The organism is Mycobacterium sp. (assembly GCF_965229105.1).
GTDB lineage: Bacteria > Actinomycetota > Actinomycetes > Mycobacteriales > Mycobacteriaceae > Mycobacterium.
Window position 1 is genome coordinate 2,067,726 of sequence record NZ_OZ245858.1, and the last position, 25,854, is coordinate 2,093,579.

The window sequence follows — 25,854 nt, forward strand, 5'->3', positions numbered from 1 at the left end:
CTCGATGGTCGGCCGAAAACGCAGACGGTTATCGGTGGTGGAATGTCGTGGAGTTCCGGTTCAATGTCTGACGTTTTGCCGCCGTGTCCGGCGTGTGCGAATGAGTTCGCTTACGAGTCTGGTGCGCTGCTGGTCTGCTCGATGTGTGCGCACGAGTGGGCGCCGGGCGCGGACGAGGCCGGCACGTCGGGTGACGTGTCGGGTGATGTTGTCACCGATTCGGTGGGAAACCCGCTCGCCGATGGCGACACCGTGACCATCGTGAAGAGTTTGAAGGTCAAGGGTGCCGGTGGTGGGGTCGTCAAGATCGGCACCAAGGTGGCCGGCATCCGCCTGATCTCCGATGGTGTGGGCGATCACGATATCGACGCGAAGGTGCCGGGCTTCGGGCGGATGCAGTTGAAGTCGAGCGTGGTGAAGAAGGTTCTCTGAGCGCCGGGCCGCCTCGCCGCTTCGGATCGACACCTGAACGTCTACGCAGCGGCGGCTGGTACCTGGTTGCAGATTGCGGACGCAGCTTTAGGGCGGTTCGTGTTGGAGTCCCGCTTCAATGTGTCAGCGTCTGCCTCGCAGGGGTGGGCACGTGCGGTAATGAGCGCGCCGGACGTGTCGGTGGTCGGGTCTAGTGTCCGCGGCATGAAGCTTATGTCGATCCGCGTCATCACCGCCGACGTGAAGCGCCTCGTTGGGTTCTACGAGATGGTCACGGGCGTCACCGCGATATGGGGAAACGAGCTCTTCGCGGAGATTCCGACAACCGTCGGCGCGCTGGCCATCGGCAGCGACAAAACCGTCTCCCTGTTTGGGGAAGGATCTGCCGAGCCAGCGGCAAACCGGACGGCAATCATCGAATTCATCGTTGACGACGTAGACGCCGAGTGGGAGCGACTCCGTGGGTACGTCTCCGACGTGGTCACTGAGCCGACAACCATGCCGTGGGGAAACCGTGCACTGTTGTTCCGGGACCCCGACGGAAACCTGATCAACCTGTTCACTCCGGTTACCGACGCGGCTCGAGCCAAGTTCGGAGTTTGACCGTCGATTCCAACCTGTAGCGCTCGCCGGCCGCGATGAGGTCTGCCGATCCCGCGAGTCTCAACAGCATGGGAACTCTGAATTACACCGCGACGGTGTCCGTCGATGGCTACGTCGCCGACGCCGACGGCGACTTCCAGTGGACGGCCCCGAATGGGGCGGTGTTCGCTGCCCATGTCGACCGCATGGCTGAGGTATCGACCGAGGTATTGGGGCGCACGACGTTCGCGCTGATGCAGTACTGGGAGACCGATCCGGACGACGAGGTCTGGACCCCGGCAGAGCAGGAGTTCGCCCGGCGCTGGCGGGGTATCGACAAGGTGGTGGTGTCGTCAACGCTGACCCGCGACGAGATCGGGTCGGACCGAGTCCGTCTCCTGCGCGAGCTGAACGTGGACGAATTGCGGCGGATCGTCGACGACGCGACGGGCAGGGTCGAGATCTTCGGGCCCACCGTCGCCGCCCCGGCGATCCGGGCCGGCCTGGTCGAAGAGTTTCAGTTTTTTGTGGCGCCGAAAATTGTGGGCGGCGGTTTGCGCGCCCTACCCGACGACGTTCGCCTCGATCTGAAGCTTGTCGAGCACCGGATTTTCGACGGCGGCACCGCGCTATTGCGTTATGCGTCAACCAGATTGCGCTGAGGGCTGCGATTCGGCGGATATGACGACCGTGGATGCAATCTCGCCGCGCACCTGGCGTCGCTAGGGTGGGGAAATGGGCACAGTCCGGCAGTTTCAGGTCACCTTCGACTGCGCGGTACCCGAGCGCGTTGCCCGTTTTTGGTGTGAGGCACTCGGCTATGTCGTCCCGCCGCCGCCTGAGGGGTTCACCGATTGGAACGAATTCGACCGCGCCCTGCCCGTCGATAAGCAAGGGTCCGCGTACGCCTGCGTCGATCCAGAAGGTGTCGGGCCGCGGCTGTATTTCCAGCGGGTGTCCGAAGGCAAGGTCGCGAAGAACCGCGTGCATCTCGACGTCAGGGTCGGTACGGGGTTGGTGGGCGCGCAACGCCTGGCCGCACTCGAGGCCGAGTGTGCACGGCTCATCCCACTCGGCGCGACCCGCGTACGGCTCCTGCCTGCCGCCGACGGCGAAGAGTCCTGCATCGTGATGCAGGACATCGAAGGTAACGAGTTCTGCCTCGACTGATGGCTCGCTGATCGAACCGGCCGTTGCCGGGATCTGCCCTGCCTTCCGCGTAGATCCCACGACCGCCAACTCGTTGCTGGGCGCTATGGCCGAGTTCACCACCACGGCTGCTGATGGTCGTGAAATAACGCCGAACGACAGCCATGAACGACCCTGAGGGTGAACTCGGCCATAGCGTCGCGCAGAGACTCTGCCTACTCCGGCGGGAGCACCGCATCCGCGGCGAGAAGATGGCTGATCTCGGCCTGGCGGACCAGGAATCGTCGTTCATCGAGTTTCTTGCGCCGCATCCAGCTGGTCACCTCGGAGTTGCACTTGCTGGTATTGCACGAGCGGCAGCTGGGAACGACGTTGACCAGCCCGTAGTGCCCGCCGCGCGAAATGGGCAGTACGCAGTCCTTCTGCATCGGTGTGCCGACGGCGCCGCAATACGCACAGCCACCCCAGGCGTCCTTGAGTGCGGCCCACTGCGCATCGGTGAGGTCGTGCACCTTCTGCGCCATGCGCCGCTTGCGCCGGCGCGCATATCTGACCGCGCGGGTAGGGCTGCGAGACGGCACGCGCCGAGGCTAACGCGGTCGCACCCCGCCCGGCGCGGTGCGCGCACTGGCGTGTCGCGCCTTATCCTGCGTCGATGAAGGTTGTCCTGGCGCTCACCGCGGCCCTGACCATCACCGTGGCGACAGGATGCTCGGCGGGTACGCCCATCGCGGCGCCTTCACCACCGGCGACGGCAGTCGACGAACCCGTGCTCGACGGGACGTATCGCCTGGACCTCGATGGTAAGCGAGTGTTGGTCAACGGCAAGGTGATGCACGCACCGCCTGCGCCGAGCCTCTTCGCTTTTCGCTCGGCCTGCTCGCACACCGGCTGTGTCGCCACCGGCACGTTGCTGCAGTCCGACAATATGAAGCGCGGCACCAATTTCACCGTGGTCCTCGACTACGTCAACGGCGGATGGCAGATGACGGCAGCCAACACGTTCAGCTGTGCTGACAATTCGACGACGCCAGGGATGGTCGCGTGGTCTATCAAGCCGGGGCCAGATAGGTCATTGGTCGGTACTTACGCAGCCGCCCATGCAGGCGGCCCCGATTGCGTATCCGTCATGCAGGCGCCGATGACGCTGACCAGGGTCGGTGACGTTGACCCCCAGGTATCGGTGGCCGATCCCCTTGCGGTGGAACCTCTTTCGGTGTCTGCGCCAGAGGGGCTGCGCGGCAAGTACAGCCAGTTCATCAGTTACCGCGGCCAAGGGGCGCCGCCGCCCTCCGACGAAATCGAGGTCGAAGCGAAGACTATCGATATGGCGACGATGTGCGTGCGCAACACCGAGCAGTGCTGGGCGTTGGCCACTGCCACCTACGACGGGGCGACGGCGGAGTGGCCGTTGGTATTCGGCGATGGAAAGTGGTCGGTCAGTCGGCGCGCGTCGCGTAATCACAGCTGTCCCAACCACACCTCCACCGAGACGCTCATGCACTCGGACTATCCGATGCCGCTGCCGCCGCTGAACCCGATGCCACGGCTGACGGGAACCGAGACCTTCGACTTCACGAGTGCGAGCAGCCGCTGTGAAGGGGCCACCACGTACGACTCGGTGTTGGAACGCATCGGCGGCTGAATGCACTTAGGAGGGCAGATCTACCGCACCGTTCGTGGTGTCGGCGTTGTCGTGGCCGGGGTCGACATACCCGAGCTGGTAAGGGATCTGGGGATCAGTGCCAAAGGGGACCAGTGGGTCGGTGCCGGCGCTGCCGACGGGCGCAGGCTGACTGGTGGTGGCGACGACGGGCGCAGGGTCCGCTCCGGCGATGGGCGCGAAACCGAGCGAGGCGGCGATCGCTGCTGCTGCGGTCCACGATGCGATGTGGGTGGTCATTCTCATGGTGTTCTCCTGTTGGTTCACTAACCGTTACTGGCTAGACACCATCGTGTCGTTGCAGAGCCGCGATGTCGCCACCGCTGACACCCATGTGGTCGTTACGGCTAGCAGGTAAACCGTCAGGCGAGGTCGATGCGGACGATCGCGCTGTCCTCCCACAGCGTGGCGCTGCGCGCGCGGCGCAGCTTTTCGCGCAGCGGCAGGTGCGCGTGCACATTGGTCACTCCTGGCAGCTTCAGCAGCGGGACGATATTCCACTGCCAGCCGTAGCGCCGGTGCAGCAGGGCATTGCCTGCTTCCGCATCGTCGCCGACCAGGATGGTTGCCCGCCCCGACAGCACGGCGGGAGCGACGATCGCGCCACGGTGATCGCACGGGCGCAGTTCGATATCGGGATGCGAGCGCAAACGAGCTGTCTTGGGCCCGCGCTTGGTCCGGAAGACCAGGCTGGACCCGCTCACGGCGAACCAGATCGGAGTATCGACAGCGGTGCCGTCCGTGCGGCAGCTGCGTAGCAGCGCGTATCGCGATGTGCTCACGGCGGCCACGGACTGTTTGAGGGGCATAGTTTTATTCAACGACTTCAAGTCAACTTGAAGTCAAGGCTCGGTGTGGGTGACCATGAGCGGATGGATTCGATGCTGTCGATCGGCGAGGTTGCCGCGCAGTCCGGTGTACCCGCGTCCACCCTGCGGTACTGGGAGGAGATCGGCCTTCTGCCTGCGCCTGCTCGTGTCGGCGGGCGACGACGGTATGCCGAGTCGATCCTGCGCCGTCTCAAGGTGATTGGTTTGTGCAAAGGAGCCGGGTTCGACCTCGACGAGGTGCACCGCCTGCTCACCGATGCCAGTCCTGGCAGGCCCGCCAGTCGAGCGCTGGCGGCGGACAAGCTGGGGCAGATCGATGCGCAGATGGCGGTGCTCGTGCAGGCGCGCGCGATCATCGAGCTCGGTATGAGATGCGCCTGCCCCAGCATTGACTCATGCACCTGTGAGGTACACGACCGGCTCTAGGTCATGTGCCGAGCACGGCAAAATACAAGCAGCCCCGCCGTTTTCGGCGGGGCTGCTGTACTTCTTCTGCTAGGGAGAAGTTTTAAGGCATGGGCTAGTTCATGTGCTAATTCATATTCCAAGGCTCGCCGTAGGTGGTGACGCTGTCACCGGAGCCGCTGATCAGCCGAGCGAAGGGCCGCAGCAGCACGCCGCCGGCGGCACCGGTGACGGTGCCGTGCGCATTGGAGACTGCGACTGCGCCATTCGGGCCGGAGACGTCGACGGAGAAGGTGGCGACTTCCTGGATGCCGGGGCCGTTGCCCAGGTCAGCCGAGATCGACACGCCGGGGAACAGGTTCGGGGTGATGACCGAGCCCAGCGGGTTGAAACCGGTCGGCGAGAGATCGACATCGTCGAGCAGGATGTTGGGGGTGGAGTAGGAGAAGTTGATGCCCACGCCCAGCGACCACGGGAAGCCAACCTGGTAGCCCAGTTCCAAGGTGCCCGAGAATTCGTCGGAACCGGCGCCGGTCACCGAGTAGACCGCACGACCGGAGTGGAACCACTCACGGGTCAGGCGGTTGCGGTCCAGCGGGAACACACCATTGAGGAAGGTGTCCCACTGCTGGACCGTCAGGGTACGACCCGTGCCGTCTACCAGAGAAAGCTCATTGTCCAGACCGGCATGCGAGGTGCCCGTGCCGACAAACAACGCTGCGACAGCAGCGATGAGCGCGACGAGTACTCGACTGATGGCTTTCATGTTCTCCCTGGTTCGTTGAGGTAGCTGACCACAGCAAGTTAGCAGGAAGTTCACAGGTCGACAATGGCTACGGTCACGGTGAGCTAAATACGCCGACGTCAGGCGACTACCGAAACTTCCTGTCCCAGTTCGTATCCCGGCGCAAGCGGCAACAGGTCACCGCTCCAAAATGAACCAGGGTCGAAGTAGTTCTCGCGCTTCTCGGTGGACATCAACCCCATCTCCTCGTAGGTGATGGCGACCGTCTCTGCGCAGTAGGCAGTGGCCAGCGATGTGCGACGTTCCTGTTTCTCCCGTTCGGCAGACTCGCGGACCTTCTTGTGCACGAACGGCAGGCCGCGGGTCCAGTCGCTGACGGTGGGCAACCGGCCGCGAAACCACCTGGCGGTCAGTCGGGCGGTGGTGGGAAAGGCCGTGCCGTCCATCCTGGCGATCACCTTGAGCAGACGGTCCTCCTACTCACGGTTGGCATACGGCGAGAGCTGACGCAGCCAGCAGCGCTGGTCGTATTTGTTCATCCACTGTTCGACCGCGGCTCGCAGATCGTTGAGTTGGACACCTCGCTGATTGGTGCCGGTCCACATATCGATCAGCCCGTGCCCGAGCTCGGCATGCCAGATCAATGGCGGCAAATCGTCGATCGCGACTGTCATGCCGACGTGATTGACCGGGCTGTTGGTCATCGTCTGAATGGCGCGGTCAGGACCGGACCCGCCGCGGAACAGCCAGATATCGCCGGTCCTGGTGGCCTCGAGCGCCTGATCGAGGGACACTGTGCTCGCTTTCACCAGCGCAGCTTATGCACACTGTTGGTATGCGCAACGTATGGAAGTGGATCGGGCTGGCCGGCGTCGTCGGAGTTGCGGCCACCGGAGCTCTCGTCGCCAGGGACCAGCGGCGCCGTAATGCCTACACTCCTAACGATATTCGTGCCCGCTTGCATCAACGGTTGGCCGAAGCGGAGGCGGAGTCCGATTGACGCGACGACCAACTAAGCGTCCGTCAGCGCGCGCGTCCACAGATCGGTCAGGACCTCGGTGAGTACCTCGGGGGACACGGGTTCGACGGGGTCCAGGGTGGCGCGGTGCACCTGCGCTTCCACGCCGGTCACCAGGAGGGTCGCCACCAGCTGTCGATGTTCGTCCGCTATGCCGAGTCGCTCGAGATGCCAGGCAACTTCGTCGGCCATCGCCGACTCGGCCTCCCGCAGGCGTTTCTGCAACGCCTCGGAACGGGGCGCACTGTCGTAGAGCAGGTGATGCAGATGCGGCTCGTCGATGTGCATACCGACGATGACACCGACCACGGCCCGGATGGATTCTTCTAGGCCGGGTTGCTCTGATCGCAGTCGCGCGAAGACGCTGGCAATGGAGTCGGTTCCGCTGGCCAGGTGCCGTTCGGTGAGCGAATAAAGAAGCGCATCCTTGTCCGGAATGTAGTGGTAGAGCGTGCCAATGGAAATGCCCGCTGCTTCGGCGACCTTGTTGGTGGTGGTGCCGGCGTAACCGAATTCGGCGAAGATTTCGGCTGCGGCGTCGAGCACCCGCTCGTAGGTTTCACGCGAGCGCTGCTGCTGCGGCGCAACTCGGGGCATGGCCATGCGGTCGACTCTCCGGGGGCAGGGGATAAATCGAGTAATGTTCCGCAAACCATGCCGCATATCCACCCTCGGCGCATGTGGTTCGCCTGATTGCTGATGGATCGGCGCATCATGGATGTATGACAGCGCAGAAGACGGACGCGATCCTGCAGGTCGGGACGCTCGAGTCGACCCTGGCCACCGAACTGGCCGCGAGATACGAGACCCTGCGACTGCCGGACGACAGTGCAGAGCGCGCGACGTTTCTGGCAGCGAACGCCGCTACGATCCGGGTGATCATCAGCTCGGGCGGGCCGGGCGTGTCCGCCGATCTCATTGCCGCACTGCCCAATCTCGGGGCGATCGTGAACAACGGCGTCGGCTACGACGCCATCGATATCGAGGCTGCGCGTAAGCACGGGATCGGGGTGAGCAATACCCCCGACGTCCTGACCGACACCGTCGCCGATACCGCTGTTGGTCTGATTCTGATGACCCTGAGGGCTTTTGGGTCGGCCGATCGGTATGTGCGGGCGGGCCGGTGGGCCAGTGACGGCGCCTTCCCGTACACCCGTGACCTCAGCGGTCTGCAGGTCGGCATCCTCGGGCTCGGCCGCATCGGATCGGCGATTGCCAAGCGACTGCTCGGATTCGACTGTGCCATCGCCTATCACAACCGACATGAAATCAGTGACTCCACGTATCGCTACGCGGCATCGCCGCTGGAGCTGGCCGAATCCGTCGATGTGCTGGTGGTGGCAACCGCAGGTGGTCCGCACACCCAAAAACTCGTCAACGCGGATGTTCTGGCGGCCTTGGGCCCTGAGGGTTACCTGATCAACATCGCCCGTGGCAGTGTCGTCGATCAGGATGTGCTGATCGATCTGCTCAGCTCGGGTGGTCTGGCCGGGGCAGGTCTCGATGTCTTTGTCGGCGAGCCCCAGGTACCGGCCCGGCTGCGCGAACTGGACAACGTGGTCCTGCTTCCGCACGTCGGCAGCGCCACCGGACGGACCCGCCGGGCGATGGCGCTGCTGACTCTGCGAAACCTGGAGTCCTACCTCAGCTCCGGTGAACTCGTGACACCAGTGTTGCGCCCACATAGATGACCCCCGCCAGTACCCCGCTGCCGAGTGTGCTGAGGTCGACACCGCCGGCTATCGCGGCGAGCGGGCCGACATACAACGTGGTGTTCACCGCCAGCAGCCCGAATATGGCACCGACGGTCCAGGCCAGTACGGCGGGGATGTGCCACCCACCGGTGAACCAGTAGCTGCCTCCCTTTCGATTCTGTGCGAATGCCTGTAGATCGTGAGTGTTGTACCAGCCCTTGCGATTTCGCAGTGCACCGATCGCCAGTATCGCTACCCAGGGGGTGATGACGGCGTTCAGTGCGACCGTCATCGCGGTGACCGAGTCGACGGCATCGAAGACGAACACGCCCAAGTAGAGCAGCACGATCGCGATTGCCGCCGTGATGATGGTGGTCTGGGTCCGCTTCAGTCGTGGCGTCAGGCCCTCCAGGTCCAGGCCGCTGGCATAGATGCACAGCACGCCCTGGCTCAGCCCGCCGAGCAACGAGATCACCACGATCGGCATCACGTACCAAGCGGGGGACGCAGTGACGAGATTGTCGAGGTAGGACTCTGATGGGTTTGTCAGTGCTCCAAAAGACTCGGCGGTGAAGGCGCCGAAAAGGCTGGGCAGCAGGACTCCGATGAACATGCCGATGCCGAGCGTGCCGACAATCTGGCGATCGCTGAATCGGTGCGACGAGATGCGCCGTGTGTAGTCGCCGATCGTCGGGCCGTAGGACAGGGGAGCGGCGGCGAACAGCACGGCGCACAGCATCCAGGTCTGCCAGAAACCGCCGAGCGCGTATTCGCCGCTCGACGCGTTCGGATCGAATCCACCGGCGAAGGCGACCACCCCGGCGATCATCAGCACCCCGACCACGGGCACCACGATTTTCTGCATGGCGACGATCGTGGCGTGCCCGTATAGCGCCACTGTCACCATCAGTGCCGCGACCGCGGCGTAGGCGATGGCGTGGGCCAGCGGACTCGCCGGCGTGTCCAGTAGCCGATGAGCGGCCGCGACCAGGGCGTCACCACTGGTCCAGACGGTGACGGCGGCGAAGCCAAGCGCAATGGCCAGGGCCAGGAACGAGCCGATGAAGCGGCCGCGGATCCCGAAGAACGCGCCCGACGACACCGTCATGTTGGTGCCGGTGCGCGGTCCGATGATCGCCGTGGGCAGTACCGCCAGGGTGCCGACCGCCGTCCCGACCGCCATCGAGGTCACCGTCTGCCAAAAGCTCAGGCCGAACATCACCGCGAACGCCCCGAATACGACGTTGGTCCAGGTCAGGTTGGCGCCCAGGAAAACGGCGCCGAGGTTGCGGGGGTTGGAATCGCGGGCGTCTTCGGGCAGATATTCGACACCGGACTCCTCGATCGCGCCGACGCGATCGGTCATCGGGGACAAGTCGGAGGTTATCGGCGGAGGCAGGGTGGCGGTCATCATCGGATCCTTGTTGATGGGGGCGTCAATAGTATTGATGTAGTGTTCAATAGGAATCTGGATCCGTCAAGAGGGGAAGTGGACGTGACCGTGTCAGTGCCGCAGGTGGTCGCTCGGGACGCAAAGCGCAAGATGCCCGCCGAACGCCATGGCGAGCTGTTGGCCAAGGCCGTGGAGATCAGCGCAGCCGAGGGACTGTCGGCGGTCACCTTGCGCAAAGTGGCCACGGCATTGGGCGTCACACCCGGGCTGGTCAGCCACTATTTTTCCTCGGCAGAACAGTTGATCACCGCCTCATTCCGGGAGGCGGCGTCGGCGGATCTGGAGACGGCGCGGCAGCGGATGGCGGCCGCCGAGTCGCCGACACAGCGGATCGATGTGCTGATGGATTACGTCCTCGACGACTCCAGTACGGATGCGAGCGCGCTGTGGCTGGATGCCTGGAGCCTCGGGCGCCGCAACCCGGCGCTCGCCGAGCAGGCCAACGCACTGACGGCCGAATGGTTGACGTGCATCGCCGATATCGTCCGGGCGGGCCAGGCCGGGGGAGAGTTTCGGGCCGGCGATCCCGAGGTGGCTGCCAGGCGCTTGCTGACGATGATCGACGGACTCGGCACGCAACAGGTGGTGCGCGCGGTGGCCTCCGATGAGCTCAAACACATCGCTCGCGCGTACGTGGCCTCCGAATTGGGCCTCTAGACGCCGGTGGTCGAACCCGGCCGCACGATCATCAGTACCGTCACCGCCACCCACAGCAGGTTGAATACGCCTGTCGACATACTCAAAGATCTTGCCGCATCGGCATTCCCGGCCAGTGCCCGACGTTGCCCAGGTAGCACGCTCAAGACGAGTACCGCAGCGGCGACGGCGGTGAGTGCGATGGAGATCAGCACCCAGGCATTGGTCAGCACACCCAATGCGACCGCCGTGGCGATGCCGAGCAGAGGCACCGCGATGCCGATCACCGCGTACGTCGCGCAGATCCGGTGGAGCACGCGTGCGGCGGGCAGTGCGCGTTCATGCTCCTCGGCTGTGGCGAGCGCGCGGGCGTAGCGCGGAAACATGCTGCCCGCGACCGCAATCGGCCCAACGACGAGGATGGCGGCAATGACATGGACGCTGAGCAGGACGGCTTTCATTGCGAGTCAGGTTATGAGACTTCTCGCCCGCCCAGGAGTGGCCAGATGGCCACACTGCGCTGAGATTTTGCCAGCTACCCGACGACGAACTGCACGACCGCCTCGCTGAACGCATCGTTATCGTCACCGGCGGCGGTGTGCCCCGCGCCGGAGAGTTCGACGAACTCAGCGCCGGGCACCTTCGCCAGGAAGTCATTGACGCCCGCTGTGCTGACCACGTCGGATAGTTTGCCGCGAATCAGCAGGATCGGAATCTGCAGCCCGATCGCCGCCGCCTCGAGTTTGTCGGTCCGTTCGAATGGGTCGTCATCGGGCTTGGTCAAGAATGCCGGGTCCCAGTGCCAGTACCAGCGGCCCTCACGAAGCCGCAGATTCTTCTTCAGCCCCTCGGGGCTTCGCGGTTTCGACCGGTGCGGCAGGTATTCGGCCACGGCGTCGGCCGCTTCTTCCAGTGAATCGAAGCCGTGCACGTGATTGAACATGAAATCGCGGATGCGGGCGCTGCCGGTCTTTTCGAACCTGGGCACCACATCGACGAGCACCAGTTTCGTCACCTTCTCGGGCCCGGCGAGGCTGGCCACCAGAATGCCGGTGAGCCCGCCCATGCTGGCGCCGATGATCACCACCGGGCGGGCGACCGCATCGATGATGTGCAGCACATCGCCGCTGAGTGACTCAAGCGCATAGTCCGCGCCGGGTGCTCGGTCACTGTCCCCGTGGCCCCGAGTATCGACTGCGATAACGTGAAAGTCCTGGTCAGCCAGGACCTGGCCGGTCTTCTTCCAGGAGTGCCGGTTCTGTCCGCCGCCATGCAGCATGAGGATCGTCGGATGCGCCTCGGTCGCCGCCGCGCCGGGGGTCCACTCGTCGGCGACGAGGGTGATCCCGTCGAATCCGGAAAACTCGACGGTGTGGTGTGTGCTCACGGGCGTCCTCTCGAAACGGCAGGGACCTGACGTTACCCACGGTCATGGTGCGGCCGACATTGGGCGGCATTGCGATATGCGGCACCCGCTTTTCCGCTGGGTTATGCCATCCCCGATGCCGTTGCCGTGCGCCGACAACTCGTCGCAAAAGTGATCGCCCGGTGGCCGCCGACTTCTATCGCGGCGTCTGCCCGCAGAGCCGGATTGCGAGCATCAACGGGCAAGGAAATTGAACGCGAGAATGTCGCAGGATCAGTGGCCGATGGCTGTTCTGCGGCGGCGAACTCTCTGTGGCGGACCCAGGTATCGCAATAGGGCTGGCGCAGGGACGCTCGAAAAAGTCGACAGGCGTCAAGAATCTCCGATAGGGCAGCGCAATTCCCGCCCCGGGCTTTTGTATTTGCTGGGAGTGATTGTCACTGTGGGGCGTCAAACAGAGGCTGGCGAACCAACACCCCGGTGCGCGCGGTATGCGAAGATCTTCTCTGCCACCAAGGGCGCCGGTGGCCTCGTCACGAGGTCTGTGGATCTGTTGCTCGGGGTGAAAACGGTGGTGTACGTTCTTCGGCAGTCCTGTGTCACGAGTCACAGTTTTAACGCAGGAAGCAGGTTCGTGTGTCGGAGGGATATCAACGGCTCGTGATTCGGTGCGCATTGTGACGCCGGCGCTGTCGATCGCGCCGCAGCCCGGGCACGCGACCATGCGGGAGGTGGCCGGCTAGTGGTCAGCTCTGATTCCTTCGCCAAGCCCGTCCGCTCCGTCGGAGGCTTCTTCGCGATGTCGATGGACACCTTCGTGGCGATGTTCAAACCGCCGTTCGCGTGGCGCGAGTTTTTGCTGCAGACCTGGTTCGTCGCGCGGGTATCGATCGTGCCGACCCTGATGCTCTCCATCCCGTTCACCGTGCTGCTGGTGTTCACCTTCAACATCCTGCTGGTCGAATTCGGCGCCGCTGACTTCTCCGGAACCGGTGCGGCCATCGGGACGGTGACCCAGATCGGACCGATCGTGACCGTGCTGGTGGTCGCGGGCGCCGGCGCCACCGCCATGTGTGCCGATTTGGGGTCACGCACCATTCGCGATGAACTCGACGCGCTCCGGGTGATGGGGATCAACCCGATCCAGGCGCTCGTCGTCCCGCGCGTACTCGCCGCCACCCTGGTCGCGCTGCTTCTTTCGGCGTCGGTCGTGGTGGTCGGTATCACCGGCGGCTTCTTCTTCTCCGTCTATATCCAGCACGTCACACCCGGCGCGTTCGTCGCGGGTCTGACCCTGCTCACCGGCCCGGCGGATGTCGTCGTCTGCCTGGTCAAGGCCACGCTCTTCGGTCTGTCGGCCGGGTTGATCGCCTGCTACAAGGGCATCTCCGTCGGTGGCGGACCCGCGGGCGTCGGCAACGCGGTCAACGAGACGGTGGTCTTCACGTTCATCGCGCTGTTCGTGATCAACGTGCTGGCCACCGCTGTCGGCGTGCAGGCCACCATATGACCACCCGCTCGACGACCGGCCGAATACGGCTGCGGCGCAGGCTGGATGGTTGGGCCGGCGGCTGGAACCGCATCGGGCGGCAGACCAAGTTCTACGGCTACACCCTCAAGGGCATCGGGACCGCCTTCGTCTACTACCGCGTCGAGATCGTCCGGCTGATCGCCCAGATGGGTCTCGGTGCCGGAGCGCTGGCCGTCATCGGCGGCACCATCGCGATCGTCGGCTTCCTCACGCTGTCCACGGGCGCGCTGGTGGCAGTGCAGGGCTACAACCAGTTCTCCTCGATCGGCGTCGAGGCGCTGACCGGTTTCGCCTCGGCCTTCTTCAACGTCAGGTTGATCGCACCGCTGACCGCGGGTGTCGGGATGGCGGCCACCATCGGGGCCGGCGCCACTGCCCAGCTGGGCGCGATGCGAATCAACGAGGAGATCGACGCGCTCGAAGTGATCGGGATCCGCACCATTGCCTACCTGGCATCCGCGCGGGTGGTGGCCGGCGTCGTCGTCGTGATCCCGCTTTACTGCGTGGCCGTGTTGATGTCCTTCCTGGCCGCGCGGGTCGGTACGACCTTCATCTACGGGCAGTCGACGGGTGTCTATGACCATTACTTCAGGACGTTCCTCAATCCCGTCGACCTGATCTGGTCCTTCTTGCAGGCAGTGGCGATGGCGTTGGTGATCATGCTGGTTCACACGTACTACGGCTTCACCGCTTCCGGCGGTCCGGCAGGCGTGGGTGAGGCAGTCGGCCGCGCGGTGCGCACCTCACTGATCGTCTCCGCGCTTGTTGTCGTCATGATCTCACTGGCCGTTTACGGTCAGTCCGGCAATTTCAACCTCGCCGGATAGCGCGCGGATATCACTATGGAAGACGACAGCAACGGCCTGCACCCGGCGTGGTGGACCGCAATTCTGCTCGCGGTCATCGTCGGGCTGGTGTACGTGACGGCATCGCTGTTCACCGGATCGTTCAACTCCTATGTGCCGGTGACCCTGACATCGGATCGGGCCGGACTCGTGATGGAGGCCGGCGGCAAGGTCAAGCTGCGCGGTGTGCAGGTCGGCCGGGTCAGCTCGATCTCCGGCGGCGACGCCATGGGGCCGGCGCCGGTATCGCTGCGACTCGAGATCTACCCGGACCAGATTTCACATATCCCGGCCAACGTGCAGGCCAAGATTCGGGCCACCACGGTGTTCGGGGCCAAGTTCGTCGATCTGGTGTATCCCAATGATCCGAGCCCGCAACGGCTTGCGGCCGGCCAGGTGCTTAAATCCGAGAACGTCAGCACCGAGGTCAACACCGTCTTCCAGAACCTGGTCGGCGTGCTCAATCAGGTCGACCCCGCCAAGCTCAACGCGATCCTGTCGGCACTGGCCGAAGGTGTCCGCGGGCAGGGCGAGCGGATCGGACAGGCCACCACCGATTTCAACCAGGTCCTGTTGGCGCTCAACCCGCGTCAAGAGACCGTGCGTGCCGACTGGCAGGCGTTGAAGGGCTTCAGCGATACCTACAGCGCCTCGGCACAGAACATCCTGGCGACACTCGACGCCGCCAGTACCACCAGCGTCACTGTGACGAACAATGCCAAGGCCCTGGATGCGTTGCTACTCAACGTCATCGGCCTGTCCAACAGTGGTATCAGCCTGTTGGCGCCGAACCAGGCGAATCTGATCAAGGCCGTCAACGTGCTCGAGCCGACGACCAATCTGTTGATGAAGTACAACCCGGAATACACCTGCATGCTGGTCGGTGCGAAGTGGCTGCTCGACAACGGTGGTTACGACGCCACCGGTGGCAACGGCCGATCGTTCCTGGTCGACGGCGGAGCGCTCGCCGGTGACGACCAGTACCGCTACCCGCAGAACCTCCCGATCACCGGCGCCAAGGGCGGCCCGGGTGGCCGACCGGGCTGCGGTTCGCTGCCGATCGTCGACAACAACTGGCCGGTGCGCCAGCTCATCACCAACACCGGCTTTGGCACCGGCGTCGACGTCCGGCCCAACCCCGGTATCGGCTTCCCCGGCTACGCCAACTACCTGCCGGTCACCCGTGGTGTGCCCGAACCGCCAAGCATCCGTAACCTTTTCGGCGGCCCCGCGCCCGGACCGTACCCCGGACCGTTGTGGCCCAAGGTGGTCCCGGAACCTGGTGACCAACCCTTCGGTGCGCCGATGTACAACCCCGACGGCACGCCGATCTGGAACAACCTGCCGCCGGCTCCGCCACCAGGGCAGCCGATCGATCCCGGCCCGCGGCCCGGCTCCGAACCGTTCGTGGTGCCGTTCCCCGGGCAAGCGCCCACCCCGCTGCCGCCCCAACCGCTACCGGAGTTCGCCGCACCGGCACCATGACGCTGACCTGAACCCCGACGCACGAGACACCGAATAGACACGAGAGGCAACAACCGTGAAAGACAATCTGGGAGGCGCGATCTGGCGTCTATCCATCTTTGTCGTGGTGTGTCTGCTCGGCATGTTCTCGTTGTTCGCCGTCTTCGGTCAGCTGCGATTCGAGAAGACGCAGACCTACCGCGCGTTGTTCACCAACGTCACCGGGCTTAAGGCCGACGATTTCGTCCGCATCGCCGGTGTCGAGGTCGGCAAGGTCCAAGACCTTGCGGTCCAGGACGATTCGTCGGTGCTGGTGGACTTCACTGCCAACGATTCGGTGGTGCTGACCCAAGGCAGCCGGGCTATCATCCGCTACGACGATCTGATCGGCGGCAGGTATCTGGCGCTCGAGGACGGCGCAGGCGGAACCAAGAAACTCAATCCCGGTGACACCATCCCGATCGATCGGACCGAACCCGCCCTGGATCTGGACGCCCTGATCGGCGGATTCCGTCCGCTGTTCAAGGCGTTGGATCCGACGCAGGTCAACGCGCTGTCCGGCCAGCTGATCAGTGCATTCCAAGGCCAGGGCGCGACGATCGGATCGATCCTCACCCAGACCGCGTCTCTGACCAACACGCTCGCCGACCGGGATCAGTTGATCGGCGATGTCATCACCAACCTCAATACGGTGCTGGGTTCGCTTGCCGGGCAAAGCGATCAGTTCGGCAAGGCGGTGACGTCACTGTCGGATCTCGTGCAAGGACTGGAAGCCCGAAAACAGGACATCGCCAACGGACTGGCCTACACCAACGCCTCAGCAGGCACCATCAGTGACTTGCTCGCCCAGGCCCGCCCGCCGTTGAAGAAGGTCGTCGCCGAGACGGACCGGGCGGCCGGGATCGTCGTTGCCGATCACGATTACTTCGACAATCTGCTCAACACGTTGCCCGACTCCTACCAGGTGCTGCAACGCCAGGGTATTTACGGCGATTACTTCACGTTCTATCTGTGCGACATCATGCTCAAGATGAATGGCAAAGGCGGACAACCTGTTTACATCAAGGTGGCCGGTCAGGACACGGGGAGGTGCGCACCCCGATGAAACCCTTCGGTGAACGCAACCCCTTCATCATCGGCATGGTCGGCATCGTCGGACTTGCCGTCATCATCCTGGGGGCACTGAACTATCAGAAGCTGCCCCTGCTCAACCAGGACAAGAGTTACTCCGCGTTCTTCGCCGAGGCCGGCGGCCTGGCCAACGGTGCCTCGGTACAGGTTTCCGGCCTGGCCTCCGGGCAGGTCACCGGCATCGAGCTGGACGGCCAGCATGTGCTGGTGACCTTCAGGGTCAACAAGAACATCCGCCTCGGTGACCGCACCGAAGCGGCCATCAAGACCAAAAGCCTGTTGGGAACGAAGTTCCTTGAGGTCACTCCGCGTGGTGACGGCGGCCTGGACGGCACCATTCCCGCCGACCGGACCCAATCGCCGTACCAGCTGCCCGATGCGCTCGGCGATCTGACCGTGACGATCAGCGGCCTCAATACCGATCAGCTCTCCAATTCGCTTCGCGTGCTTGCCGACACCTTCTCCGAGACCCCGCCGGATGTGCGGGTGGCGGTCGAAGGGGTCGCCCGGTTCTCGGAAACCCTCAACGAACGTGACGCCGAACTACGCGAGCTGCTGGCCAACGCCAACAAAGCCACCGGCGTGCTCGCAGAGCGCAGCGACCAGGTCGTCAGCCTGGTCCGCAACACCAACTCGCTGTTGGCGGAGCTGCGCCAGCAGAGCAGCGCACTCGACCAGATCTCGGGCAACATCTCGACGCTGAGCAAGCAGCTGCAAGGCTTCATCGCCGAGAACCGCGACACCATGAAACCGGCGCTGGACAAGCTCAACGGCGTGCTGGCCACCATCGACAACCGCAAAGAGCGTGTGCAGAAGTCGATCAAGATGTTGGGCGTCTACGCGATGCAGCTCGGGGAGTCGGTGTCGGGCGGCCCGTTCTTCAAGTCCTATATCGCCAACCTGCTGCCGGGACAGTTCTCGCAGCCGTTCATCGATGCCGCGTTCTCCGATCTGGGCCTCGACCCCAACACCCTGTCGCCCTCGCAACGGGTTGATCCGCAGATCGGCCAGCAGGGCACGCCTGCGTTGCCGGTGCCGTTCCCGAGGACCGGCCAGGGCGGCGAGCCGAACCTGAACCTGCCCGACGCGATCACCGGTAACCCGGGCGATCCCGGTTGCGGTCCGCCGGGGATACCGCTGCCTGGCCCCACCGGCTGCTACCCGTACCGCGAACCGATTCCGCCGGGTCCGCCCGGAGGCCCGCCGCCGGGCCCGCCCGCGGTGGCCCCGCCGGGGATCGCCTCTACCCCGTTACCGACACCGGCCCCGCTGTTCGTGCCCGCGCCCGGTGAAGTGCCCCCCGTGACGCAGACCCTCGGGCCTGCTCCCGGACCTGCCGCTGCGACTGGAGAGGGTGGACAGTGAAGCTCTCTCGTGGAAGCAGAATCGGCTTGGCCGTCGTGCTGGTCCTGACCATGGTCGCGGGCGTCGCGGTGCTGTTACGGCCCGGCGGACCCATCAACCGGACCAATGTCGTGGCGTATTTCGAGAACAGCAATGGCATCTTCGTCGGTGACGATGTGCGCATCCTCGGCGTCGCAGTGGGTCAGATCGCGAGCATCGAACCAGAGCCGCAGCGGGTCAAGATCTCGTTCTGGTACGACAGCAAGTACAAGGTGCCTGCGGATGCCAAGGCGGCGATCCTCTCGCCCGCGCTGGTGACCAGCCGGGCCATCCAGCTCACGCCGGTCTACAGCAGCGGACCCGCGCTGGCCGACAAGGCCGTCATCCCGCAGGACCGCACCGCCGTTCCGGTGGAGTGGGACGATTTCAGGGACCAGCTCGAACGACTGACCGACACCTTGCAGCCGACAGAGCCGGGCGGTGTCAGCACCTTGGGTGCCTTGGTCAACACGACCGCCGACAACCTCCGTGGGCAGGGTGCCGATATCCGGCAGACGATCATCAAGCTCTCACAGGCGTTTTCGGCGCTCGGCGATCACAGCACCGACATCTTCTCGACGGTCAAGAACCTGTCCATTCTGGTCTCGGCCCTGCAGCAGAGCACCGACACGATGCGGGCGCTGAATCAGAACCTGGCCAGCGTGACCGGTCTGCTGTCCGATGATCCAGGCGAAATCGCCAACGCCGTCTCTGATCTCAATGCGGCGGTCGGTGATGTGCAGACGTTCGTCGCCGACAACCGCGAAGCACTGGGCACCACATCGGACAAGCTCGCCTCGGTCAGCACGGCGCTCACTGCCAGCCTGGATGACATCAAGCAGGTGCTGCACGTCGCGCCGAACACGCTGCAGAACTACGTCAACATCTATCAGCCCGCCCAAGGCGCAGCCAGTAGCGCGCTGGCGATCAGCAACTTCAGCAATCCGATCTCGTTCCTCTGCGGGGCTATCCAGGCCGCATCGCGGCTCGGGGCCGAGCAGTCGTCGAAGCTGTGCGTGCAGTACCTGGCGCCGATCATCAAGAACCGCCAGTACAACTTCCCGCCGATCGGACAGAACCTGTTCGTCGGTGCCGCGGCACGGCCGAATGAGCGGACCTACAGCGAGGATTGGCTGCGCCCGGATTATGTACCGCCAGGCGGTGCGGCCCCGGCCGCTCCGCCGGCACCCGATGCGGCTCCGCTCCCCGCCGACAGCCCGCCACTGGCGGCCGAGGCGCCGGTGACACCGCCGCCGGCTGACGTCGTTGTCGCGACCAATCCGAACGACGGGCTCCAAGGCCTGATGGTGCCCGCAGGCGGTGGGTCATGACCGCGACGCGCACCGTACGTGCCGGTATCGGCGGGCTCGTGCTGGCCGCGGCCATGACGCTGTCGGGCTGCGGTGACTGGCAGGGGCTGAATTCACTGCCACTGCCCGGTACCTCGGGTAAAGGCCCGGGCGCCTTCACGATTCAGGCGCAGATGCCGGATGTGAACAACCTTGAGCAGAACTCGCGCGTGCGGGTCGGTGACGTCACCGTCGGTAACGTCACCAAGATCGAGCGCCAAGGGTGGAACGCACTGGTGACGATGACGCTCAACGGCGATGTTGTGCTGCCGGCGAACGCCACAGCCAAGATTGCGCAGACCAGCCTGCTCGGCTCTTTGCACGTCGAGTTGGACCCGCCGAAAGATGTTGCGGCCGAGGGACGTCTGCACGAGGGTTCGCTGATCCCGCTGTCGTCGGCGGGCGCCTACCCGAGCACCGAGCAGACTCTGGCCGCGATCTCCTTCATCCTCAACGGTGGTGGGATCAACCAGATTCAGGACATCACGCAGGCTTTCAGTCAGGCGTTCACCGGTCGTGAAGCGGATCTGCGCAGCCTGATCAATCAGCTCGACATCTTCATCGGCTACGTCAACGACCAGAAGTCCGACATCATCAGCGCCAACGAGAGCCTCAACAATCTGGTCGGCCAGATCGCGGCACAAAAGCCGGTGGTGGACAAGGCGCTCAAGACCATCCCTGATGCACTGGCGGTGCTCAAAGATCAGCGCGAGCAACTCGCCGACGCACTGACTCAGCTCGGTAAATTCAGTGCGCTGGCCGCTGATTCGGTCAACCAGACCAAGGAAGCCCTGGTCCAGGAGCTCAAGGATCTCGGGCCAGTTCTGCAGTCGCTGGCCGATGCCGGGCCCGCACTGACCCGCGCGCTGAGTTTCTATCCCACCTTCCCGTGGCCGAAAGAAACCCTGACCAACTGGATGCGAGGCGACTACGGCAACCTGTCGCTGACCTTCGACCTGACGCTCAGCCGAATCGACTCCGGCTTCTTCACCGGAACCCGTTGGGAGGGCGACCTTACGGAGTTGGAGATGCAGTGGGGCCGCACCATCGGCCAGCTGCCGAGTCCCTACACCGCGGGTAATCCGCTGATCGTGCCCTACCACTGGGATCAGGGGCCTTAAGCCATGAGAATGACGCGAAGGATTTGGATCCAGATCAGCATCTTCATGCTGGTCTCGGTGGTCGCCGGCTCGGTGATGATCTTCAACTTCATGGGGCTGCCGAACCTGTTGTTCGGTGTCGGCCATTACCGGGTGACGCTGGAATTGCCGCAGGCGGGCGGCTTGTACGCCAGGGGCAACGTCACCTATCGCGGCACCGAGGTCGGCCGGGTCGAGGATGTCACGCTCACCGATTCCGGTGTGGCGGCGAAGCTTTCGCTGCGGTCCGATATCGCGATTCCCGCCGATCTGGATGCCCAGGTGCACAGCGTGTCCGCCGTCGGTGAGCAGTACGTCGCGCTGCTGCCGCGCAGCGGTAGCGGACCCTCGCTCAAAGAGGGCGACGTGATTCCGGTCGACCGGACCTTCGTTCCGCCGGATATCAACACGTTGTTGGACGCGACAAACCGCGGTCTGCAGGCGATTCCGCGCGACAATCTGAAGACCACGATCGACGAGGCGTACACCGCTGTCGGCGGTCTTGGTCCCGACCTGTCCCGCTTCGTCAAGGGATCGACGGCGCTGGCCATCGATGCGCGCGCGAATCTGGACTCGTTGACCACGTTGATCGACCAGTCCAAGCCGGTGCTCGACACCCAGACCGACACCGCCGACTCCGTCTCGGCCTGGGCCGCGCATCTGGCCAATATCTCCGGTCAGCTGCAGAGCCAGGACCAGGCGGTCGCCGGTGTCATCAACAAGGGGTCGCCGGCCGCCGATGAGGTGCGGGCCCTGTTCGACCGGTTACAGCCGACGCTGCCGATCGTGCTGGCCAACCTGGTCAGCCTCGGCGAAGTGGCGGTCACCTATCAGCCGAACCTCGAGCAGTTGCTGGTGCTGCTGCCCCAGGGCGCGGCCGTCACGTCGGCCACGGGTACGGCCAACCGGCATCAGAAGCACATCGGTGCCTATCTGGACTTCAACCTGAACCTCAACCTGCCGCCGCCATGTAACACCGGCTATCTGCCACCGCAGCAGCAGCGGGTACCTGCCGATCAGGACTACCCAGACAACCCGGCGGGCGACTTGTACTGCCGGGTGCCGCAGGACTCCCCGTTCAACGTCCGCGGTGCGCGCAATATCCCGTGCGAGACGGTGCCTGGCAAACGTGCACCGACGGTGAAGATGTGCGAGAGCACCGATGTGTACCAACCGTTGAACGACGGCTTCAACTGGAAGGGTGACCCCAACGCCACGTTGTCGGGTCAGCCGATTCCGCAGCTGCCGCCGGGTGCGCCACCTGCGCAAGCGGCTCCGCCTGTGAATCCGGCACCCCCGCCTATCGCGGCTGCCGAATACGACCCAGCCACCGGCACGTACGTTGGACCGGACGGGCGTGTCTACACCCAAGCGAACTTGGCCAGAAATGCCACAGAGGAGCAAACATGGCAGACGATGCTGCTGCCCCCGAAGGGGAACTGAGCGAGCCGGCTCACAAGTCGTCCACCGCTTCCCCCGACGAGACATCGGAATCGCCGACCAAGGCTGATAGCACCGAAGCCGACGAGGTTGTCGATGTTGATGACGACACCGACGATGCCGAGGATTACACCGACGCCGAGCTCGCCGCATTAGCTGCGGGGGAGGCCAAACCGGTGATGTCACATGTGCGAATGGCCACGATCATCGGTCTTGTGGTCGTCGTGGCGCTGGCCGGCCTGGTCGGTTGGCTGGGGTTTCGGGCCTACGAATCGCAAAAGGCCGAGCGACAGCGCGAGCTGTTCCTGCAGGTCGGTCGTCAAGGCGCGTTGAACCTGACGACCATCGACTTCGCCGAGGCGGATGCCGATGTGCAGCGGATTCTCGATTCGGCCACCGACACGTTCTACGACGATTTCGCCAAGCGGTCGCAGCCGTTCGTCGACGTGGTGAAACAGGCGCAGTCCAAATCGGTCGGCACCATCACCTCGGCGGGACTGGAATCCGAGGAGGGCGACCAGGGGCAGGTTCTGGTCGCCGTGACCGTCAAGACCTCGAATGCCGGTGCGGCCGAACAACAGCCACGTGCCTGGCGGATGCGGATCCTGGTCAAGAAGGTCGGCGACGACGAAGCCAAGGTCTCTAACGTCGAGTTCGTCCCGTGACCCCGGGCGCCGACGACACCGATCCGACGACATCAAAAAAGGATGACGACGCTGTGCCCTTGACGACCGGCACCGAGGTTACCGACGCCGCGGAAGCCACCGACGCCACCGACGCTGCTGAGGTCACCGAGTCTGAAGACACCGAACTCACCGGCGTTGACGATGCGGCCGAGGCAGACCCGGCGGCGGTCGCCGTTGTCACCGAGAAGCGGGCGATCAACTGGTCTCGGGTGCTGGCCTACGGCATTCTGCCCGGGCTGGCGTTGATTCTCGCGCTGGGCGCAGGGTTCCTGAAATGGGAGGACTCCTCGGTTCGGGATAACGCTACCGCCCGGACCGAATCCGTTGCAGCGGCGAAGGATTCGACGATCAGGCTGTTGTCGTACAAACCCGATACCGTCGAGAAGGACCTGACGTCGGCGCGTGATCTGCTGACCGGTGATTTCCGAGACTCATACACGCAGTTGACCAACGATGTGGTCATCCCGGGTTCGCAGCAGAAGCAGATCTCTGCGGTGGCAACGGTTCCCGCTGTCGCCTCGGTATCGGCAACCCCGAGTCATGCGGTCGTGCTGGTGTTCGTCAATCAGTCGGTGATCGTCGGGACCGACGCTCCCACGTCCACCGCTTCCAGCGTCCAGGTGACGCTGGACAAGGTGGGCGATCATTGGTTGATCTCTAAGTTCGATCCCGTCTAACGCACGTGGACGCCGAACCCCGGTGGGTTGACGTCGTCACCCCCGCGGTGACGCTACGGGTGCTGGTCTGGGAGCCGCAAGACCGTCCCGACAGCCCGATTGCCTTGTGCCTGCACGGTTTCCCCGATACCGCGCACAGCTTCCGAAAGCTGGCGCCGGTGCTGGTCGCGGCGGGTTATCGGGTGGTGGCACCGTTCATGCGTGGTTATGCACCGTCGTCGATCCCTGCCGATGGCAGCTATCACATCGGGGCAGTCATGGACGACGCGCTAAGGGTGCGTGACGCGCTCGGTGCGTCCGAGCGCGACATCGTGATCGGGCATGACTGGGGCGCAATCGCCGCCACCGGCGTGGCCGCGCTCCCGCCCGGGCACCTGCCGGTCCCGTTCGCCAAAGCGGTCATCATGTCGGTGCCGCCATCGGTGGCCTTCGGTGCACCCGGCGGCATTGCGGACCGGGGCAGGCTCGTCGCCAAGCTGCTGCGCCAGGCGTTGCGGAGCTGGTACATCATGTTCTTCCAGTTGCCTTGGCTGCCAGAACGATCGAGGCGCCGGATGGTGCCGCTGCTGTGGCGGCGGTGGTCACCCGGCTATACCGGAAGCGACCTGAAAGAAGATCTGCGGCACGTCGAGGATGCCATCGGCGCGCCCGACAACTGGCGGGCAGCGCTGGGAACGTATCGAGCGGTGGGCCGCAATACCTCACCGCCCCCCGCTTACGCCGAACTGCATCGGCACTGGCTGGCCGCACCGCTGCTACCGGTGCTGTACCTGCACGGCCACGACGACGGCTGTTTCACAGGAGATTTCACCCCGCAGGTGCAGTCGATCCTGCCGCCGGGCAGTAGTACCGGCATCGTCGCGGACGCGGGGCACTTCCTGCAGTTGGAGCAGCCGCAGCGGGTGGCCGAGCTGATCGTCGACTTCGTCAACCGATGACCGTGCGCCGGCTCACCGCCGTCGATGCGCAGTTTTTCTGGATGTCGGCGCGTATCCCCAACGATCAATTTTTGTTGTACGCGTTCGCCGGTGTCCCGGCCCGACTCGACGCAGTCCTCGCCGACCTCGCGGAGCGGGCCACCGGCTGTGAGGATCTGCGGTTGCGGATCGTCGACGACAACAGGTGGCGCTATCCGCGCTGGGTTCGTGGGCCGGTGGAGCCGGCACAGTTCACCGTGCACGGTGAACGGGACTGGGACGGTTGCCTAGCCGATGTGGCGGCGCTTGCCGACCAGCAATTGGACCCGCGGGTGGCATCGTGGCGGTTACACGTCTTCGCCCCCGTGCACGGGGCACCTGGCGCGTCGTCGGCGGTGACAGTCGTGGTGCTGCACGCGACGCACTCGTTGGCCGACGGCACCCGGATGGCGGAGTTGGCGGGCTGGCTGTTCGGCCGTCCGGTCGCGGTGCCGCCGATTCCGGCCCCCGATCACGGCAGCCTTGTGCTGCGCAGCGTCGCTGCCGCCCGCACCCACCGCGCGATGGTACGCGATCTGCACGCGGGTCGGCTGCCGGCTCCCTATGACCCGCAGCCGCTGTTGCCGACCAATACCCGACCGGCAGGCCGGCGTGGGGTCCGGACGCTGCTGCGTCGGCGGTGGGAGCTATCCCGCGGATCGACGGTGACGGTCGCGGTGCTGGTCGCGGTCGCCGCCGCGCTCGACGGCTATCTACGCGACCGGGGTACCGAACCGCCGCGGTTGAGCGCGGAGGTGCTCTTGGCCAAGCCGGGAATCCGTTTGGCGCAGAACCATTTCCGCACTATCGGGATTGGCCTGCATCCCGAGCTGGACCCGGTTGCGCGCAGTGCGGCGATCAGTGCCGACCTGCAGGCAGGCCGGGCCAGAGCAGAGCATCCGGCTACTCTGGCGGCCGAGCGCGCCTTCGCGGCCACGCCCGCACCGTTGCTGCGCTGGGGTGTCGCCCAGATGGACCCGGCTGCGCCGGCACCCCTGGTTGCCGGTGCCACCGTGGTATCCAGCGTCAACCGCGGACCCGCCGACCTGCACTTCGGGGGAGCGCCCGTGCTGTGGACAGCTGGATATCCGGCGCTATCGCCGATGATGGGCTTGACCCACGGTGTGCACGGTATCGGCGACCGGATCGCGATCAGCGTGCACGCAGCCGAATCTGCGGTCGATATCGACGATTACGTGGGGCGGCTGGACCGCGCACTGGGGGCCGGGGTATTCGGGCCAGCGTCCAGTTAGTGCACACATTCTTGCGAAAACCGTGTC

Annotated in this window: 29 protein-coding genes and 1 pseudogene; 21 read left to right on the forward strand and 9 right to left on the reverse strand. The window is 64.6% G+C overall.

Annotated elements, in window-relative coordinates; translation table 11 throughout:
• The first annotated feature begins 63 nt into the window (after positions 1–63).
• The 4 genes from ADBZ9O_RS09965 (at position 64) to ADBZ9O_RS09980 (ending at position 2,184) form a co-directional block, all read left to right on the forward strand.
• Entirely contained in the window at positions 64–432 is a 369-nt protein-coding gene (locus ADBZ9O_RS09965) for a zinc ribbon domain-containing protein YjdM (protein WP_526530723.1), read from the forward strand.
• A gap of 204 nt (positions 433–636) precedes the next feature.
• On the forward strand, positions 637–1,035 hold the full coding sequence (locus ADBZ9O_RS09970) for a VOC family protein (protein WP_526533017.1): 399 nt from the start codon (positions 637–639) through the stop codon (positions 1,033–1,035).
• 68 nt (positions 1,036–1,103) lie between these two features.
• On the forward strand, positions 1,104–1,676 hold the full coding sequence (locus ADBZ9O_RS09975; protein ID WP_526530725.1) for a dihydrofolate reductase family protein: 573 nt from the start codon (positions 1,104–1,106) through the stop codon (positions 1,674–1,676).
• Positions 1,677–1,749: 73 nt separating this feature from the next.
• The gene (locus ADBZ9O_RS09980) at positions 1,750–2,184 is read left to right on the forward strand and encodes a VOC family protein (RefSeq protein ID WP_526530727.1); all 435 of its coding nucleotides are present in this window, start codon (positions 1,750–1,752) and stop codon (positions 2,182–2,184) included.
• Between the two features lie 194 nt (positions 2,185–2,378).
• Here the strand turns inward: ADBZ9O_RS09980 and ADBZ9O_RS09985 are convergent, their stop codons facing one another.
• On the reverse strand, positions 2,379–2,744 hold the full coding sequence (locus tag ADBZ9O_RS09985; RefSeq protein ID WP_526530729.1) for an HNH endonuclease signature motif containing protein: 366 nt from the start codon (positions 2,742–2,744) through the stop codon (positions 2,379–2,381).
• A gap of 74 nt (positions 2,745–2,818) precedes the next feature.
• Between ADBZ9O_RS09985 and ADBZ9O_RS09990 the strand changes: the two genes are divergently transcribed.
• Complete coding sequence (locus tag ADBZ9O_RS09990) at positions 2,819–3,808, forward strand: Rv2253/PknI dimerization domain-containing protein (RefSeq protein WP_526530731.1); 990 nt, start codon at positions 2,819–2,821, stop codon at positions 3,806–3,808.
• A 6-nt stretch (positions 3,809–3,814) separates the two neighbouring features.
• Here ADBZ9O_RS09990 and ADBZ9O_RS09995 read toward each other — a convergent pair whose 3' ends face one another.
• Both ADBZ9O_RS09995 and ADBZ9O_RS10000 read right to left on the reverse strand, forming a co-directional pair.
• Positions 3,815–4,072 (reverse strand): hypothetical protein, encoded by a 258-nt coding sequence (locus ADBZ9O_RS09995; RefSeq protein WP_526530733.1) that lies wholly within the window; start codon positions 4,070–4,072, stop codon positions 3,815–3,817.
• Positions 4,073–4,188: 116 nt separating this feature from the next.
• Complete coding sequence (locus tag ADBZ9O_RS10000) at positions 4,189–4,635, reverse strand: PPOX class F420-dependent oxidoreductase (RefSeq protein WP_526530735.1); 447 nt, start codon at positions 4,633–4,635, stop codon at positions 4,189–4,191.
• A gap of 72 nt (positions 4,636–4,707) precedes the next feature.
• Between ADBZ9O_RS10000 and ADBZ9O_RS10005 the strand changes: the two genes are divergently transcribed.
• Positions 4,708–5,082 carry a MerR family transcriptional regulator gene (locus tag ADBZ9O_RS10005; RefSeq protein ID WP_526533019.1) on the forward strand — a complete coding sequence of 125 codons (375 nt, stop codon included), beginning with the start codon at positions 4,708–4,710 and terminating at the stop codon, positions 5,080–5,082.
• 106 nt (positions 5,083–5,188) lie between these two features.
• On the opposite strand, the gene mspA is transcribed toward ADBZ9O_RS10005, so the two are convergent.
• A complete protein-coding gene (gene mspA, locus ADBZ9O_RS10010) occupies positions 5,189–5,827 on the reverse strand; it encodes a porin MspA (RefSeq protein ID WP_526530737.1) in 639 nt (212 codons plus the stop codon).
• Positions 5,828–5,925: 98 nt separating this feature from the next.
• Positions 5,926–6,600: pseudogene (locus ADBZ9O_RS10015) on the reverse strand (guanylate cyclase).
• Between the two features lie 41 nt (positions 6,601–6,641).
• Here ADBZ9O_RS10015 and ADBZ9O_RS10020 point away from each other — a divergent pair.
• The gene (locus ADBZ9O_RS10020; RefSeq protein WP_526530739.1) at positions 6,642–6,806 is read left to right on the forward strand and encodes a hypothetical protein; all 165 of its coding nucleotides are present in this window, start codon (positions 6,642–6,644) and stop codon (positions 6,804–6,806) included.
• A 12-nt stretch (positions 6,807–6,818) separates the two neighbouring features.
• On the opposite strand, the gene ADBZ9O_RS10025 is transcribed toward ADBZ9O_RS10020, so the two are convergent.
• On the reverse strand, positions 6,819–7,427 hold the full coding sequence (locus ADBZ9O_RS10025) for a TetR/AcrR family transcriptional regulator (RefSeq protein WP_526530741.1): 609 nt from the start codon (positions 7,425–7,427) through the stop codon (positions 6,819–6,821).
• A gap of 119 nt (positions 7,428–7,546) precedes the next feature.
• On the opposite strand from ADBZ9O_RS10025, the gene ADBZ9O_RS10030 reads away from it, so the two are divergent.
• Positions 7,547–8,515, forward strand: a complete 969-nt coding sequence (locus ADBZ9O_RS10030; RefSeq protein ID WP_526530743.1) for a 2-hydroxyacid dehydrogenase — start codon at positions 7,547–7,549, stop codon at positions 8,513–8,515.
• On the opposite strand, the gene ADBZ9O_RS10035 is transcribed toward ADBZ9O_RS10030, so the two are convergent.
• Complete coding sequence (locus ADBZ9O_RS10035; protein ID WP_526530745.1) at positions 8,469–9,884, reverse strand: purine-cytosine permease family protein; 1,416 nt, start codon at positions 9,882–9,884, stop codon at positions 8,469–8,471. The genes ADBZ9O_RS10030 and ADBZ9O_RS10035 overlap by 47 nt on opposite strands.
• A gap of 129 nt (positions 9,885–10,013) precedes the next feature.
• Between ADBZ9O_RS10035 and ADBZ9O_RS10040 the strand changes: the two genes are divergently transcribed.
• Positions 10,014–10,628 (forward strand): TetR/AcrR family transcriptional regulator, encoded by a 615-nt coding sequence (locus ADBZ9O_RS10040; RefSeq protein ID WP_526530747.1) that lies wholly within the window; start codon positions 10,014–10,016, stop codon positions 10,626–10,628.
• Here ADBZ9O_RS10040 and ADBZ9O_RS10045 read toward each other — a convergent pair.
• A complete protein-coding gene (locus tag ADBZ9O_RS10045) occupies positions 10,625–11,068 on the reverse strand; it encodes a hypothetical protein (protein WP_526530749.1) in 444 nt (147 codons plus the stop codon). The genes ADBZ9O_RS10040 and ADBZ9O_RS10045 overlap by 4 nt on opposite strands.
• Positions 11,069–11,142: 74 nt before the next feature.
• Positions 11,143–11,994 carry an alpha/beta fold hydrolase gene (locus tag ADBZ9O_RS10050; RefSeq protein WP_526530751.1) on the reverse strand — a complete coding sequence of 284 codons (852 nt, stop codon included), beginning with the start codon at positions 11,992–11,994 and terminating at the stop codon, positions 11,143–11,145.
• A 778-nt stretch (positions 11,995–12,772) separates the two neighbouring features.
• Here ADBZ9O_RS10050 and ADBZ9O_RS10055 point away from each other — a divergent pair.
• The 12 genes from ADBZ9O_RS10055 to ADBZ9O_RS10110 are packed head-to-tail and all read left to right on the forward strand — an operon-like array spanning position 12,773 to position 25,827.
• Positions 12,773–13,483: an MlaE family ABC transporter permease gene (locus tag ADBZ9O_RS10055; protein WP_526533021.1), complete on the forward strand. Its 711-nt coding sequence runs from the start codon at positions 12,773–12,775 to the stop codon at positions 13,481–13,483.
• Positions 13,480–14,331, forward strand: coding sequence for an MlaE family ABC transporter permease (locus ADBZ9O_RS10060; RefSeq protein WP_526530753.1), 852 nt, complete (start codon positions 13,480–13,482; stop codon positions 14,329–14,331). The genes ADBZ9O_RS10055 and ADBZ9O_RS10060 overlap by 4 nt, the downstream gene beginning before the upstream one ends.
• Positions 14,332–14,346: 15 nt before the next feature.
• Complete coding sequence (locus ADBZ9O_RS10065; protein WP_526530755.1) at positions 14,347–15,834, forward strand: MCE family protein; 1,488 nt, start codon at positions 14,347–14,349, stop codon at positions 15,832–15,834.
• A 55-nt stretch (positions 15,835–15,889) separates the two neighbouring features.
• Positions 15,890–16,918, forward strand: a complete 1,029-nt coding sequence (locus tag ADBZ9O_RS10070; protein WP_526530757.1) for an MCE family protein — start codon at positions 15,890–15,892, stop codon at positions 16,916–16,918.
• Positions 16,915–18,309, forward strand: coding sequence for an MCE family protein (locus ADBZ9O_RS10075; RefSeq protein ID WP_526530759.1), 1,395 nt, complete (start codon positions 16,915–16,917; stop codon positions 18,307–18,309). The genes ADBZ9O_RS10070 and ADBZ9O_RS10075 overlap by 4 nt, the downstream gene beginning before the upstream one ends.
• Positions 18,310–18,359: 50 nt before the next feature.
• Positions 18,360–19,658: an MCE family protein gene (locus tag ADBZ9O_RS10080; RefSeq protein WP_526533023.1), complete on the forward strand. Its 1,299-nt coding sequence runs from the start codon at positions 18,360–18,362 to the stop codon at positions 19,656–19,658.
• Entirely contained in the window at positions 19,655–20,797 is a 1,143-nt protein-coding gene (locus ADBZ9O_RS10085) for a virulence factor Mce family protein (protein WP_526530761.1), read from the forward strand. The genes ADBZ9O_RS10080 and ADBZ9O_RS10085 overlap by 4 nt, the downstream gene beginning before the upstream one ends.
• A 3-nt stretch (positions 20,798–20,800) precedes the next feature.
• A complete protein-coding gene (locus ADBZ9O_RS10090; RefSeq protein WP_526530763.1) occupies positions 20,801–22,258 on the forward strand; it encodes an MCE family protein in 1,458 nt (485 codons plus the stop codon).
• Entirely contained in the window at positions 22,222–22,920 is a 699-nt protein-coding gene (locus ADBZ9O_RS10095) for an Rv1363c family protein (RefSeq protein WP_526530765.1), read from the forward strand. Before ADBZ9O_RS10090 ends, ADBZ9O_RS10095 begins: the two co-directional genes overlap by 37 nt.
• Before the next feature lie 53 nt (positions 22,921–22,973).
• A complete protein-coding gene (locus ADBZ9O_RS10100) occupies positions 22,974–23,618 on the forward strand; it encodes an Rv1363c family protein (protein ID WP_526530767.1) in 645 nt (214 codons plus the stop codon).
• Positions 23,619–23,623: 5 nt separating this feature from the next.
• On the forward strand, positions 23,624–24,556 hold the full coding sequence (locus ADBZ9O_RS10105; RefSeq protein WP_526530769.1) for an alpha/beta fold hydrolase: 933 nt from the start codon (positions 23,624–23,626) through the stop codon (positions 24,554–24,556).
• Positions 24,553–25,827: a WS/DGAT domain-containing protein gene (locus tag ADBZ9O_RS10110; protein WP_526530771.1), complete on the forward strand. Its 1,275-nt coding sequence runs from the start codon at positions 24,553–24,555 to the stop codon at positions 25,825–25,827. Before ADBZ9O_RS10105 ends, ADBZ9O_RS10110 begins: the two co-directional genes overlap by 4 nt.
• Positions 25,828–25,854: the final 27 nt, after the last annotated feature.